Annotated in this window: 17 protein-coding genes; 14 read left to right on the forward strand and 3 right to left on the reverse strand. The window is 66.1% G+C overall.

Features of this window, described 5'->3' with window-relative positions:
* From AC5RUJ_RS04270 to murA, 13 genes are all read left to right on the forward strand, one after another.
* Positions 1 to 759, forward strand: a 759-nt coding sequence (locus tag AC5RUJ_RS04270) for an MraY family glycosyltransferase (RefSeq protein WP_494155623.1), incomplete at its 5' end; no start/stop codon positions are given.
* A gap of 94 nt (positions 760 to 853) precedes the next feature.
* A complete protein-coding gene (locus AC5RUJ_RS04275) occupies positions 854 to 1,369 on the forward strand; it encodes a Cg1360 family ATP-synthase-associated protein (protein ID WP_494073727.1) in 516 nt (171 codons plus the stop codon).
* Positions 1,359 to 1,631: a hypothetical protein gene (locus AC5RUJ_RS04280; RefSeq protein ID WP_494012427.1), complete on the forward strand. Its 273-nt coding sequence runs from the start codon at positions 1,359 to 1,361 to the stop codon at positions 1,629 to 1,631. The genes AC5RUJ_RS04275 and AC5RUJ_RS04280 overlap by 11 nt, the downstream gene beginning before the upstream one ends.
* An 86-nt stretch (positions 1,632 to 1,717) precedes the next feature.
* The gene (gene atpB, locus AC5RUJ_RS04285) at positions 1,718 to 2,524 is read left to right on the forward strand and encodes a F0F1 ATP synthase subunit A (RefSeq protein WP_494012426.1); all 807 of its coding nucleotides are present in this window, start codon (positions 1,718 to 1,720) and stop codon (positions 2,522 to 2,524) included.
* 65 nt (positions 2,525 to 2,589) lie between these two features.
* Positions 2,590 to 2,793 (forward strand): ATP synthase F0 subunit C, encoded by a 204-nt coding sequence (atpE, locus tag AC5RUJ_RS04290; RefSeq protein WP_074701684.1) that lies wholly within the window; start codon positions 2,590 to 2,592, stop codon positions 2,791 to 2,793.
* 47 nt (positions 2,794 to 2,840) lie between these two features.
* Positions 2,841 to 3,389 (forward strand): F0F1 ATP synthase subunit B, encoded by a 549-nt coding sequence (locus tag AC5RUJ_RS04295; protein ID WP_494012425.1) that lies wholly within the window; start codon positions 2,841 to 2,843, stop codon positions 3,387 to 3,389.
* A complete protein-coding gene (locus AC5RUJ_RS04300; RefSeq protein WP_494012424.1) occupies positions 3,389 to 4,198 on the forward strand; it encodes a F0F1 ATP synthase subunit delta in 810 nt (269 codons plus the stop codon). The genes AC5RUJ_RS04295 and AC5RUJ_RS04300 overlap by 1 nt, the downstream gene beginning before the upstream one ends.
* Positions 4,199 to 4,301: 103 nt before the next feature.
* A complete protein-coding gene (gene atpA / locus AC5RUJ_RS04305; RefSeq protein ID WP_494128947.1) occupies positions 4,302 to 5,939 on the forward strand; it encodes a F0F1 ATP synthase subunit alpha in 1,638 nt (545 codons plus the stop codon).
* 71 nt (positions 5,940 to 6,010) lie between these two features.
* Positions 6,011 to 6,904 (forward strand): F0F1 ATP synthase subunit gamma, encoded by an 894-nt coding sequence (locus tag AC5RUJ_RS04310; RefSeq protein WP_493979721.1) that lies wholly within the window; start codon positions 6,011 to 6,013, stop codon positions 6,902 to 6,904.
* A 58-nt stretch (positions 6,905 to 6,962) separates the two neighbouring features.
* Positions 6,963 to 8,426, forward strand: coding sequence for a F0F1 ATP synthase subunit beta (gene atpD / locus AC5RUJ_RS04315; protein WP_494012423.1), 1,464 nt, complete (start codon positions 6,963 to 6,965; stop codon positions 8,424 to 8,426).
* A gap of 5 nt (positions 8,427 to 8,431) precedes the next feature.
* Positions 8,432 to 8,728 carry a F0F1 ATP synthase subunit epsilon gene (locus AC5RUJ_RS04320; RefSeq protein ID WP_494000118.1) on the forward strand — a complete coding sequence of 99 codons (297 nt, stop codon included), beginning with the start codon at positions 8,432 to 8,434 and terminating at the stop codon, positions 8,726 to 8,728.
* A 6-nt stretch (positions 8,729 to 8,734) separates the two neighbouring features.
* A complete protein-coding gene (locus AC5RUJ_RS04325) occupies positions 8,735 to 9,166 on the forward strand; it encodes a DUF2550 domain-containing protein (RefSeq protein ID WP_493989254.1) in 432 nt (143 codons plus the stop codon).
* A gap of 104 nt (positions 9,167 to 9,270) precedes the next feature.
* On the forward strand, positions 9,271 to 10,551 hold the full coding sequence (gene murA / locus AC5RUJ_RS04330) for a UDP-N-acetylglucosamine 1-carboxyvinyltransferase (protein ID WP_494100856.1): 1,281 nt from the start codon (positions 9,271 to 9,273) through the stop codon (positions 10,549 to 10,551).
* A gap of 103 nt (positions 10,552 to 10,654) precedes the next feature.
* Here the strand turns inward: murA and AC5RUJ_RS04335 are convergent, their stop codons facing one another.
* Positions 10,655 to 10,858, reverse strand: a complete 204-nt coding sequence (locus AC5RUJ_RS04335) for a cold-shock protein (RefSeq protein WP_136787594.1) — start codon at positions 10,856 to 10,858, stop codon at positions 10,655 to 10,657.
* A gap of 321 nt (positions 10,859 to 11,179) precedes the next feature.
* A complete protein-coding gene (gene nucS, locus AC5RUJ_RS04340) occupies positions 11,180 to 11,875 on the reverse strand; it encodes an endonuclease NucS (protein WP_494000115.1) in 696 nt (231 codons plus the stop codon).
* Between the two features lie 97 nt (positions 11,876 to 11,972).
* On the opposite strand from nucS, the gene AC5RUJ_RS04345 reads away from it, so the two are divergent.
* Entirely contained in the window at positions 11,973 to 12,299 is a 327-nt protein-coding gene (locus tag AC5RUJ_RS04345) for an Rv1322 family protein (protein WP_494000114.1), read from the forward strand.
* A gap of 7 nt (positions 12,300 to 12,306) precedes the next feature.
* Here the strand turns inward: AC5RUJ_RS04345 and AC5RUJ_RS04350 are convergent.
* Positions 12,307 to 13,428, reverse strand: a 1,122-nt coding sequence (locus AC5RUJ_RS04350) for an AI-2E family transporter (protein ID WP_494155624.1), incomplete at its 5' end; no start/stop codon positions are given.

Below are 13,428 nucleotides of genomic sequence, written 5' to 3' on the forward strand. Positions count from 1 at the left end.
GCCGCGCTGTTGGGCTGGATCGAAGACTTTCGGGGACTGTCCATCCGCGGCCGGGCCGCGCTGCAGCTGGGCATCGGACTCGGCGGCGCCGCACTGGCCATCGGACTCACCGGCCAGACGTGGTGGTGGCTGCCGCTGGGCGCCCTCGCCCTGGCGGCCTACATCAACATCGCCAACTTCATGGACGGCATCAACGGGATTTCCGGGTTGCACGGCACGGCCGTCGGACTGATGTTCGCCGCTACCGGCGCCATCACCGGCCACGGCTGGCTGGTGGTCGGCGGGACCGTGGTGGCGGCCGCCTTTGTGGCGTTCCTGCCCTGGAACCTGGGCCGCGGGAACGTCTTCCTGGGCGACGTCGGCAGCTACCTGCTGGGGGCGGGCCTGGCCATGCTGGGCATCACCGCCTTTCTGGACGGCGTGCAGGCGGAGTACCTGCTGGGTCCGGTGGCCATCTACCTGGCCGACACGCTCGCCACGCTGCTGCGCCGGATCAGCGCGGGGGAGCGGTGGTACACGCCGCACCGGCAGCACGCCTACCAGCGGCTGACGGACGTGGGCTTCAGCCACGTGCAGTCGGCGCTGCTGGTCACCGGCTGTTCGCTGCTGACCGGTTTCTGCGGCTACCTGGCGGCCGAATCGGGCCTCGCGGGCAAGGCGGCAGCCATCGCCGCGTGCGCCGCCGTCGTTGTTTTTTACCTGCGGGCGCCGGTGCTCTTCAGCCGCCGCTCATCCAACGCCGCCAACCGGGCGGCGTAACGGCGGGGCCCGACTCGTCGGCAAGTTCTATCTCATGTAGAATAAACCCGGCCGTTCCGGCCCGCCCCGCACCGCGATCGAAAACGGACTACCAATGCGCGCTTCACGCCACGACGGCCACTCCGCCGCTGGCGCAGCTGTCGCTGCATCCGGTCCCACCCGGTCGCCGTGGCTGAAGATCCTGCGGTCCGCCCTGGTCGCCGGCGGTGCAACCGCCGGGCTGGTCATCGTGATGTCAACGGTGGCGGCGGGTGCGGCCGGTGCCCTGAGTGCCCTGCTCGGCGCGACGCTGGTGGTGCTGTTCTTCGCGATCAGCCTGCTGGTGGGCCACTACGTGGGGCGGTCCAATCCTTCCGGCGCCATCGGTGCCTTCATCGCCACCTACATCATCAAAGTAGTGGGCTTTGGGGCGGCTCTCTTCCTCATCGGCACCCCGATGTGGCTCGAGCGGACCTGGTTCTTTGTTGCGGCGGTGGCCACCGTGGTGGTCTGGCAGGCGGCCGAAGTGTTCGCCTTCTCGCGCACCCGGCACCAGTTGTACGCCGACCCCGAACCGGAGCCGGCGGACCGTCGGCAGCATTCGGAAGGGGAAATCGGACATGGCCTCTAAAGGCACATCCGGCCCCGCGCGGAGCGGTTCCGGGGACGATTCCACCTACCAGGGCGGCAACACCGTCCTCACCTATATCCTTGGCGGGATCATCGCCTGGGGTTTGGTAGGCTGGGGTTTGGACTATCTGTTGGATACCCGCTGGCTGATTTTCGTCGGCGCCGTTCTGGGCGCTGGAGGCGGATATTATCTGGCCCGCAAACACAACCTCACGCGCGGCGCCCGGCGCCGCCATGAGGATGGCGCGGGGGACCACACCTAAATGTCAGAAAACTTTATATGGTGGCCTGCCTCGATGGCGACCCACCCTGAAACGCCCAAAGATGGACACTGCAGAGAGGAAACGCGTTGATCGCGCTTGCGCTTCCGGCGGCCGCTGATGAAGGTGGCTTCGTCCCACCGAGCCTCGAAGATATGCATCTACCGGAGGTTCTCCCGTGGATGGCCCCGTACGGTGAGGGCTTCGGCAAGCAGATGCTGCTGGTCCTGCTGTCCGTCGCACTGATTTCCTGGTTCTTCGTGGCGGCCTCCCGCCGCCGCCAGCTTGTTCCCGGCAAGCTGCAGCACCTGGGCGAAATGAGCTACAACTTCGTCCGCAACTCGGTGGGCAAGGACATCATCGGTGAGCGCGACTTCAGGCCGTTCGTCCCGCTGCTGATGGCACTGTTCTTCTTCATCCTGGTGAACAACCTCTTCGGCTCCATTCCGCTGCTGCAGCTGCCGACCCCGTCGCACGTGGGCACGGCCTACGCCCTGGCCGGCGTCGTCTACATTACGTGGATCGTCCTGGGCATCAAGAAGCACGGCATCGCCTACTTCAAGCTCGCCGTCGTTCCGTCCGGCGTGCCGAAGGCGATCCTCCCGCTGGTCGTCCTCATCGAAATCATCTCCACCTTCCTGGTCCGCCCGGTCACGCACAGCCTGCGTCTCTTCGCCACCATGCTGGCCGGCCACCTGATCATCATGCTGGCTGCCGCCGGATCCGAATTCCTGATCATGGATGCCGACTTCTGGTTGAAGCCGCTGGGCATCCTGACGCTGGCCGGCGGCGTGGGCATGTACTTCTTCGAAATCCTGATCCAGGTCCTGCAGGCGTACGTGTTCGTCCTGCTGACCGCGATCTACATCCAAGGCTCCTTGGCCGAGGAACACTAAATTTCCCCGCTGGGGAAGAACCTGAACCAACAACCTGCCCATTGGGGCATCTTGAAAGGAAAATAATGGAAGGCAATATCAACCTCGTCGGTTACGGTCTCTCCGCTATCGGCGGTGCCATCGGTGTGGGCCTCGTGTTCGCTGCTTACATCAACGGCGTTGCCCGCCAGCCGGAGGCACAGCGCGTGCTGCAGCCGATCGCATTCCTGGGTCTCGCGCTGACTGAAGCTTTGGCCATTCTTGGTCTGGTGTTCGCGTTCGTCCTCTAACAGGGCAACGCGGACCATCCACACCGAGTAGATAGGACGGGTGAGATATGAATCAGGCTATGATCCTCGCCGCCGCGGAGGGTGCAAACCCTCTGATCCCTAACGTCTGGGAAATCGTCGTCACGCTGATCGGCTTCGCGATTCTCATGTACATCGTCGCCAAGTTCGTCGTTCCGGCGTTCGAGAAGACGTATGCGGAGCGCACCGAAGCCATCGAGGGCGGGATTGCCAAGGCGGAGGCCGCCCAGGCCGAAGCCAGCGCTGCGTTGGACGAGTACAAGCAGCAGTTGATGGACGCCCGCGCGGAAGCCAACCGCATCCGCGAGGACGCCCGCGCCGAAGGCGCCCAGATCCTGGCGGAGCTGAAGGAAAAGGCCCAGGCAGAGGCTGCACGCATCAGCGAGCAGGCCCAGGTCCAGATTGATGCAGAGCGTCAGGCAGCCGTGACATCGCTGCGCAGCGAAGTCGGCACCCTGGCCACCGAACTGGCCGGCAGGATTGTCGGCGAGTCGCTGAACGACGACGCACGCGCTGCCCGCGTCGTGGACCGCTTCCTCGCCGACCTTGAGTCTCAGAGTGCAGGTGCTGCTAAATAATGGCCGGTGTATCGAGCGAGTCACTGAAAGCGGCACAGCAGGAACTGGAGGCTAAGCTTCCCACCGCTTCGCTGTCCCTGGCAGAGGAACTCTTTGGGATCCTGGGCCTGCTGGACAGCAATGCCGGTCTGCGCCGTGCCCTGACCGATCCGGCGCGCGACAGCAGCGAGAAGGCCGACATGTTCGGCCGCCTCCTCGAGGGGAAGGTCTCGGCGGATGCCCGGGCCATCGCCACCTCGTTGGCTGCCGCGCGTTGGGCCTCTGCGCGCGACATCGGGGACGCCTTGGAGACCTTGGCGGCCACGACGGCTGTCGCAGTCGCAGAGGGCCAGGGTGTTGACGGACTCGAAGGTCTGGAGAGGGACCTGTTCGCGTTCAACCGCATTGTCGGGTCGGACCACGGCCTGCAGCGTGCCCTGCTGGAACCCCAGGCTTCGGACGAAGCCAAATCGGCGCTGGCGCTGAAGCTGGTGCCGGCCGCGGGCCCCGTGGCACAGCTGCTGATCCGGCAGGCGGTAACCGCCCCGCGCGGCATCAAGCCCACGGCCCTGGTAGAGCGGTTCATCCAGTTGGTGGCCAAGCGCCAGCAGCGTTGGATCGCGGAGGTCAGCGTTACCCGTCCGCTGACCAGCGAACAGATGAGCCGCCTGCAGGCCGGGCTCAACCGGTTGTACGGCCGGGAGCTGCGGATCCACTTCAACGTGGATCCACGGCTGGTTGGCGGCGTGCGGGTCATGGTCGGGGATGAGGTCGTGGATGCGTCCGTGATCTCCCGCCTGGCCGAGCTCCGCCGGAGTCTCGCGGTTTAGCCTCCTCGCGGAGACTGGGCCGGAAGCCTCACACAGACTGAAAAACACACCGGTCGTCGCGCACCACGCGATGATCATAAACACAGGAGAGCAGGGACTGCAGATGGCCGAATTGACCATCAACGCCGACGACGTCCGCAATGCGCTGAACGAGTTCGCGGCGTCCTATGAACCCGGAAGCGCCGAGCGGGTCGAAGTCGGCCACGTGACCACCGCCAGCGATGGCATCGCCCGTGTCGAGGGTCTTCCCTCGGCCATGGCGAACGAACTGCTGCGTTTCGAGAACGGCGTCCTGGGCCTGGCCCAGAACCTCGACACCCGCGAAATCGGCGTCGTGATCCTCGGTGAATTCACCGGCATCGAAGAAGGCATGGAAGTTCACCGCACCGGTGAGATCCTGTCCGTACCGGTCGGCGACGCCTTCCTCGGCCGCGTCGTGGACCCGCTGGGCCTGCCCATCGACGACAAGGGCCCGATCGAATCGCACGAGCGCCGCGCACTGGAGCTGCAGGCTCCCGGCGTTACCCAGCGCAAGTCCGTGCACGAGCCGCTGCAGACCGGCATGAAGGCCATCGACGCGATGATCCCGATCGGCCGCGGACAGCGCCAGCTGATCATCGGCGACCGCCAGACCGGCAAGACCGCCATCGCCGTCGACGCCATCTTGAACCAGAAGGCCAACTGGGAGTCCGGCGACGTCAACCGGCAGGTCCGCTGCATCTACGTGGCGATCGGCCAGAAGGCGTCGACCATCGCCGCCGTCCGCCAGACCCTGGAGGACAAGGGTGCGCTGGAGTACACCACCATCGTGGCGTCCCCGGCCTCCGATCCCGCCGGCTTCAAGTACCTGGCGCCCTACGCCGGTTCGGCCATCGGCCAGCACTGGATGTACTCCGGCAAGCACGTCCTGATCATCTTTGATGATCTCTCCAAGCAGGCCGAAGCCTACCGCGCCGTGTCGCTGCTGCTGCGCCGCCCGCCGGGACGCGAAGCCTACCCGGGCGACGTGTTCTACCTGCACTCCCGCCTGCTGGAGCGTTGTGCCAAGCTCTCCGACGAGATGGGCGCGGGTTCGATGACCGGCCTGCCGATCATCGAGACCAAGGCGAACGACGTCTCGGCCTACATCCCGACCAACGTCATCTCCATCACGGACGGCCAGATCTTCCTGCAGTCCGACCTGTTCAACGCCAACCAGCGTCCCGCCGTGGACGTCGGCGTGTCCGTCTCCCGCGTGGGCGGTGCGGCACAGGTCAAGGCCATGAAGAAGGTCTCCGGCACGCTGAAGCTGGACCTGGCCCAGTACCGCGACATGCAGGCGTTCGCCATGTTCGCCTCGGACCTCGATGCGGCGTCGCGCCAGCAGCTGACCCGCGGTGCGCGCCTCATGGAACTGCTGAAGCAGGGCCAGTACACGCCGTACCCTGTGGAAAACCAGGTCGTGTCCATCTGGGCCGGCACCAACGGCTACCTGGACGATGTTCCGGTCGAGGACGTCACCCGGTTCGAGACTGAGTTCCTCTCGCACCTGCGGCACCGCAGCTCGGTGCTGACGACGATCGCCCAGACGAATCTGCTCGAGGATTCGACGGTGGACGAGTTGAAGTCGCAGATCGTGGACTTCAAGCAGGGCTTCTTCGGGGAGGGCGACAGCCGTCTGGTCGGCGCCGGCCACGAAGAGTACGACCCCCTGGCCGAAGACGAAGTCGCCCAGGAACAGATCGTCAAGCAGAAGCGCTAATTCATCTTCGTTGGCCGGGCGGAACCACGTGAGGGTTCCGTCCGGCCGCCGAGGACGAGGAAAGGAAGAGTATGGGAGCCCAGATTCGGGTCTACCGCCAGAAGATCGCATCGACTTCGTCGCTGCGGAAGATCTTCAAGGCGATGGAGCTGATCGCCGCCTCACGCATTGGCAAGGCCCGCAGCCGCGTCGCGGCCTCGTTGCCGTACGCCAATGCGATCACCCGTGCCGTTTCTGCCGTGGCCTCGCAGTCCGAGATCGACCATCCGCTGACCACCGAGCCGGAGCAGATCCGCAGGGCCGCCGTGCTCGTGCTGACCTCCGACCGCGGTCTGGCGGGATCGTACTCCGCGTCGGTGCTGAAGCAGGCCCAGTCCCTGACCGAGCTGCTTCATGGAGAAGGCAAGGAAGTCCGCCACTACCTGGTCGGCCGCAAGGCGCAGGCCTACTTCGACTTCCGGAACATTCAGTACCAGCAGGTCTGGACGGGCGGAACGGACGCTCCTGAGTTCGCGACCGCCCGCGAGATCGGCGAGGCACTGCTCTCCGACTTCAACACGCCGTATGAGGACGGTGGCGTAGACGAGCTCCACATTGTCTACACCCGCTTCAAGTCCATGGTTACCCAGGAGCCCGCGGTCATCCGACTGCTGCCGCTGGAGGTTGTGGAAGAAGAGGCCACCGCAGAGACCGATCTGCTGCCGCTGTACGAGTACGAGCCGGAGCCCGAGCAGGTTTTGGACGCACTGCTGCCGCGCTACATCGAGTCGCGCATCTTCGCAGCCCTGCTCCAGGCCGCTGCCAGCGAGCTCGCTGCACGCCAGCGCGCGATGAAGTCGGCCAGCGACAACGCCACGGACCTGATCGAGAAGTACACCCGTCTGCGCAACAACGCGCGCCAGGCAGAGATTACGCAGGAACTCACCGAGATTGTCGGTGGCGCGGACGCCCTGGCGGCGTCCTGATAAGTCCCTGCAGCAACAGCACACATAACCACGCCATCGAAACTGAGAAGTGAGAAAGATGACTGCCCAAACCATCGAGCACGGAACCGGTTCCGTCGCTACGGGCGCTACCGGCCGTATCGCCCGTGTCATCGGCCCGGTTGTCGACGTCGAATTTCCGGCGGACGCAATCCCCGCAATGTACAACGCCCTCACCGCTGAGGTGACCCTCAACGGCGAGACCCGCACTATTACCTTCGAGACCTCGCAGCACCTGGGCGACAACCTGGTCCGCGCGATCTCGCTGCAGGCCACCGACGGCCTGGTCCGCGGCACCACGGTCCAGGACGCCGGCTCCCCGATCACCGTGCCCGTGGGCGACGGCGTCAAGGGCCACATCTTCAACGTCCTGGGCGAGCCGCTCGACGTCGAAGCCTCCCAGCTGGAAATCACCGAGCGCTGGCCCATCCACCGCAAGGCACCGAACTTCGCCGAGCTGGAAGGCTCCACCGAGATGCTGGAGACCGGCATCAAGGTGATCGACCTGCTGACCCCGTACATCAAGGGCGGCAAGATTGGGCTCTTCGGCGGCGCCGGCGTGGGCAAGACCGTGCTGATCCAGGAAATGATCACCCGTGTGGCCCGCAACTTCGGCGGCACGTCGGTGTTCGCCGGCGTTGGCGAGCGTACCCGCGAGGGCAACGACCTCTGGGTGGAAATGGAAGAAGCCGGCGTGCTCAAGGACACCGCGCTGGTGTTCGGCCAGATGGATGAGCCGCCGGGAACGCGTCTGCGCGTGGCCCTGTCCGCCCTGACCATGGCGGAGTACTTCCGCGATGTGCAGAAGCAGGACGTGCTGCTGTTCATCGACAACATCTTCCGCTTCACGCAGGCCGGTTCCGAGGTTTCCACGCTGCTGGGCCGCATGCCCTCGGCCGTGGGCTACCAGCCGAACCTGGCCGACGAGATGGGCGTGCTGCAGGAACGCATCACCTCCACCAAGGGCCACTCGATCACCTCGATGCAGGCGATCTACGTCCCCGCGGACGACTACACCGACCCGGCACCGGCGACGACCTTCGCCCACCTGGACGCGACCACGGAGCTGTCCCGTGAAATCGCCTCGCGCGGCCTGTACCCGGCCGTGGATCCGCTGACCTCGACGTCGCGCATCCTGGATCCGCAGTACATCGGGCAGGACCACTACAACACCGCGGTCCGCGTGAAGCAGATCCTGCAGAAGAACAAGGAACTGCAGGACATCATTGCCATCCTCGGCATTGACGAACTGGGCGAAGAGGACAAGATCGTCGTCGCCCGCGCCCGCCGCATCCAGCAGTTCCTGTCGCAGAACACCTACACCGCCAAGCAGTTCACCGGCGTCGAGGGTTCCACGGTCTCCATCAAGGACACCGTGGAAGGCTTCCGGGCCATCTGCGACGGCGAGCTCGACCACATCGCCGAGCAGGCCTTCTTCAACGTGGGCGGCCTGGACGACGTGGAGCGCCAGTGGGCCAAGATCCAGGAACAGACCGGGAAGTAAGGCCTGTGGCTAATATTTCTGCTGAACTGGAAGTTGAGATTGTTGCCGCCGACCACTTCGTGTGGTCCGGCCCGGCAACAATGGTCAGGGCGCGGACCAGCGACGGCGAGATCGGGATCCTGCCCGGGCACAGCCCGGTGCTGGCGGTCCTGGCCGCCGGCGAGCTGGTCATCGAGCCGGTCTCCGGTGAGCGCATCAACGTGAATGTCGACGGCGGGTTTTTCTCGGTCGACAGCAACCGGGTCGTCATCGTCGCAGACAACGCGACGGTGGGCGACGAGGCTACGGCGGGAACCCGCTAGCCGCCGGTGAACGGTCTCGACGTCACGTTCGCCATACTGGCCGCAGTCTTCCTGCTGCTGGTGTTGGCACTGGTCGCCTTCGGGGTGCGCCGCTACCAGCTGCGGCGCGCCCTGGGCACCTTCGACGCCTCCATCGCCATGCTGCCCGGCAGCTGGCAGATGGGGGTTTGTCGTTATACGGACACGCACCTGGAATGGCTGCGCCTGCTGTCGTTGAGTCCTAAACCGCGCTACCGGTTCCGGCGCAGTTCCCTGGAACTGCAGGGCTGGCGGCAGCCGACCGAAACCGAGCGGGCCAAGATCCAGCCCGGTGCGATCGTCGTGATGCTCACGCACGAAAAACAGGATTTGTCGATGGCCATGACCTTCGACGTCTATGCGGGTCTCTCGTCCTGGCTGGAAGCCGGGCCGGTGATCGGCATCGGCACCTGGCGCTGAGATTCCTCTGCGGCGCGGCTCTTCCGGGAGCCGCGCCGTCCGCCTTTAACCGGCACAGCCGTTCGTAACCGGCACAGTCCCGCCCCAACCGTAGGATGGTTTCCATGGAGAACGTGATCGTGGTGCACGGCCCCAGCTCGCTGAACGGGCGGGTGGAGGTTCCCGGCGCCAAGAACAGCGTCCTGAAGCTGATGGCCGCGGTGCTGTTGGCCCAGGGCCGCTCCACGATCACGAATGTGCCGGACATCCAAGACGTCTGGATCATGTCCGAACTGCTGCGCCGGCTCGGCTGCGCGGTGGATTACGACGTGGACGCCGCCAGCGTCCACATCGACGTCCCGGAGGAGCCGGCCCACCAGGCAGACTACGACCTGGTCCGCGCCATGCGAGCCTCCATTTCCGTGCTCGGCCCGCTCGTGGCACGTTGCCGGCAGGCGGAAGTGGCACTGCCCGGGGGAGACGCCATCGGCAGCCGCGGCCTGGACATGCACCGGGCCGGGCTGGAACAGATGGGCGCCAGCATCAGCATCGACCACGGCTACCTGGTGGCCAAGGCGCCGCAGGGGCTGCACGGGACCCACCACCGCCTGCCGTATCCGTCGGTCGGCGCCACCGAAAACCTGATGATGGCCGCGACCCTGGCCCGGGGAGTGACGGTGATCGACAACGCGGCGCGGGAACCGGAGATCACCGACATCGCGGACCTGCTGGTCTCGATGGGTGCCCGGATCGAAGGGATCGGCTCGCCCACGCTGGTCATCACCGGCGTGGAGAGCCTGCAGCCCGTGCGCCACAGCACCGTGCCGGACCGGATCGTCGCCGGGACCTGGGCCTTCGCCGCTGCCGTCACCGGTGGAACCGTGGACGTGGCCAGGTCCAACCCCGGCCACTTGGCCGTGGTCCTGGACAAGCTGGAACAGGCCGGCTGCCGGATCACCAGCAGGGACGACGGATTCACGGTGGAAGGACCGGAGCGCCCGCGGCCGATCAACGTCTCCACGCTGCCGTACCCCGGCTTTCCCACGGACCTGCAGCCGTTCGTCGTCGCGCTGAATGCCGTGGCGGACGGGCACGGCATGGTGACGGAAAACGTCTTCGAAGCGCGCTGGGGTTTCACCTCCGAACTGGCCCGGCTGGGAGCGGTGGTGCGGCTGGACGGGCACCACGCGCTGATCAAGGGCGTGCCGCAACTCTCCGGCGCACCGGTCGAGGCCAACGACATCCGGGCCGGCGCCGCGCTGGTGATCGCGGGGCTGGTGGCCGACGGCACCACCGAGATCCACGGCGTCGAGCACATTGACCGGGGATACGAGCGGTTCGACGAACGCCTGCGCGCACTGGGCGGAGACGTGGTCCGGCTGGGACCGCCGAAGCTTCCCGCCTGACGCCGCAACGTCCGACGCCGGATACACAGAACCCCTCCGAAGGCATCGGAGGGGTTCTGTGTGCGTGGCGGTGCCGTGGACGGCCCGCCCTGCCAAGCCGAAGCTAGATGACAGTGACGCCGGTGGCCTGGGGGCCCTTGGCGCCCTGGCCGATCTCGAAGCTCACGCGCTGGTTTTCGTCGAGGGTCTTGAATCCGCCCGACTGGATTTCAGAGTAGTGTACGAAGACGTCGCCGTCGGCCTCATCCGGTGTGATGAAGCCGAAGCCCTTTTCCGCGTTAAACCACTTAACGGTCCCCTGTGCCATTTAAATCTCCTCATCGTGAAACAAAAACAAGCCGGCACACCTCGTACCAACCCGGTTACTCCGTGGAAGATCCAAACGACAAGCCTGAAGGCCGGACGCCGTGGAGCTTCACACTCGCAACACGTCTTGCGAGCATGAAAACCACACCTACACAAAGACTGAGTTAAGCATCACATAAGCCCCATGGGCGGTCAACGGTACAAAGAACAATTCAATCTTTTATTAAGCGAGAGTTCGGCGCGGAGTTAACTACCGCCAGGCGGGCGACGAGCGCGGCACCAGCGGCATGAGAGCGCGCGCTGTTGCACGCCCGCCGGAGCGTCAGAACAGGCGGGAGTCGGCGTCGTCCACGCCGCGCATCTCGTCGTAATCGAGGGTCAGGCATTCAATGCCCCGGTCGGCGGCAAGCACGCGCGCCTGCGGCTTGATCTGCTGGGCCGCGAAAATGCCCTTGACCGGAGCCAGCAGGGGATCGCGGTTGAGCAGCTCCAGATAGCGGGTCAGCTGCTCCACGCCGTCGATGTCGCCGCGGCGCTTGAGCTCCACGGCCACGGTCCCGCCGTCGGCGTTGCGGGCCAGGATGTCCACCGGCCCGATCGCCGTCATGTATTCGCGCCGCACCAGGGTGTGGCCGGGGCCGAGGCGGTGAATCTGTTCGGCCAGCAGGCGCTGCAGGTCGGCCTCCACGCCGTCCTTGACCAGCCCAGGGTCCACGCCGAGGTCGTGGCTATATTCGTGCAGGTGCTCGTGGATGCTGATCACCAGGCGGTCGTCGCTCTTGGCATGCTGGACGTGCCAGACTTCGCGGACGCCCGAGGAGGCGTCGTCGGCCTCCGGCTCCGCCACCCGGAGATTCGCCGGCGGGCTCATCCAGTTGAGCGGCTTGTAGGAACCGCCGTCGGAATGGATCAGGACGGAGCCGTCCGCCTTCACCATCAGCAGGCGGGTGGCCAGCGGCAGGTGGGCGCGGAGGCGGCCGATGTAGTCAACGGAGCAACGGGCAATGACAAGACGCACAGTAGGCCACTTTACCGGTGCCCGCTGCGTGGTCGGTCCGGTGCAGCCGGGAGGGCGCGGTTCGGCCGGGGCCGCGCCGGTGGGGCAGAATGGTGGCATGCCCCGTTCCAACCGCCCGCGCCGCCGCTCAGGGGCGGGCAGCAGCAAGTGGACGCGGGCCAACGAGCTGGACCTGGACCGCGCCCGCGCCGGCATTCCGGAGCGCCAGAACGCGCCCGACGGCGAATGGAACGTGCGGCGCATCACCCCGTCGAACGCCGCCAAGGAGTACACCTGCCCGGGCTGCAACCGGACGATCGGCCCGGGGATCGAGCACCTCGTCGCCTGGCAGGCCGACTCGCTGTTCGGCGGCGAGACGGCGCTGGCCGAGCGGCGGCACTGGCATCCGCGCTGCTGGCAGACCCGCAGTTTCCGCTACCGCTGACCCGGCCTCAGTTCCGGTCCTGCCGGACGATGAAGACGTCCTTCAGCAGCAGCATCACCGACGCCGCGGCCGGAATCGCCATCAGGGCGCCCAGCACACCCATCAGCGAACCGCCGGCAATCACGGCGATCACGGCAACCGCGCCGGGGACGGCCACCGCGCGCTGCATGATGCGCGGCGAGACGAAGTAGGCCTCGATCTGCAGGTAGGCAAAGTAGATGACGGCGAACAGCAGCGCCGGCTGCCAGCCCACGGTCAGGGCAACCAGCGAGACGAACCCGCCGGCGATCACGGCCCCGATCAGCGGGATGAAGGCCAGCAGGCCGACGACGAAGGTCAGCAAGGCCGTGAACGGCACCTGCGCAATGGTCATGGCTATAAACGCCACCGCCGCGTTAATCAGGGCCACGCAGGCCTGGCCGATCACATAGCTGCCCACGCTGCCGGTGATTTCTTCGGACAGGCGCTGCACCTGTCGCCGCTTGGACCGCGGAGCGAGCCGGTAGGCCCACACCTTCAGCGCCGGGAGCGACGCCAGGAAGTACAGCGTGAGCACCAGCACGATCAGCGCCCCGAACGCACCCTGGAGCACGGCACTGCCGACGCCGAGAACGCCGCCGAAGATGCCCGTGACGTTCTCGGAACTGGCAAAGAACCGCTCCAGTTCGATGTCGATGCGTTCCCGGACCTGGAACTGCGCATCGATCGTCTGGAAGAAGGCCGAGTTCAGGATGTCCTCGACATAGCGCGGAGCGTTGGCCACGATCTGCGTGGTCTGGTTGACGATGGTCGGGATGAGCGTGGAGATGAACGCCGCGATCAGCCCGGCCAGGATCAGCACCACAATGATGACCCCGGCCGGACGCGGCAGCCCCTTGCTTTCCAGCCAGCGGACGATCGGATCGAGCCCCAGGGCAATGAAGAGCGCCGCCGCGATCCACGCCAGCAGCTCGCCGACGTTGGTCAGCACAAAGTAGAGCAGCAGCGCGAAACCGACGCCGACCGTGGCCATGAATCCGAAGTGGATCGGGTGCCGGGCGGGGGAGAACTCGGTGCCTGCGGCGCCGTCGCGGGCGGCGGCGGGGGAATCGTCCTCGGGCGGCATCTGGAAGCGGACGCGCGGCCGGGC

This window comes from Arthrobacter sp. Y3223164, from assembly GCF_059091005.1.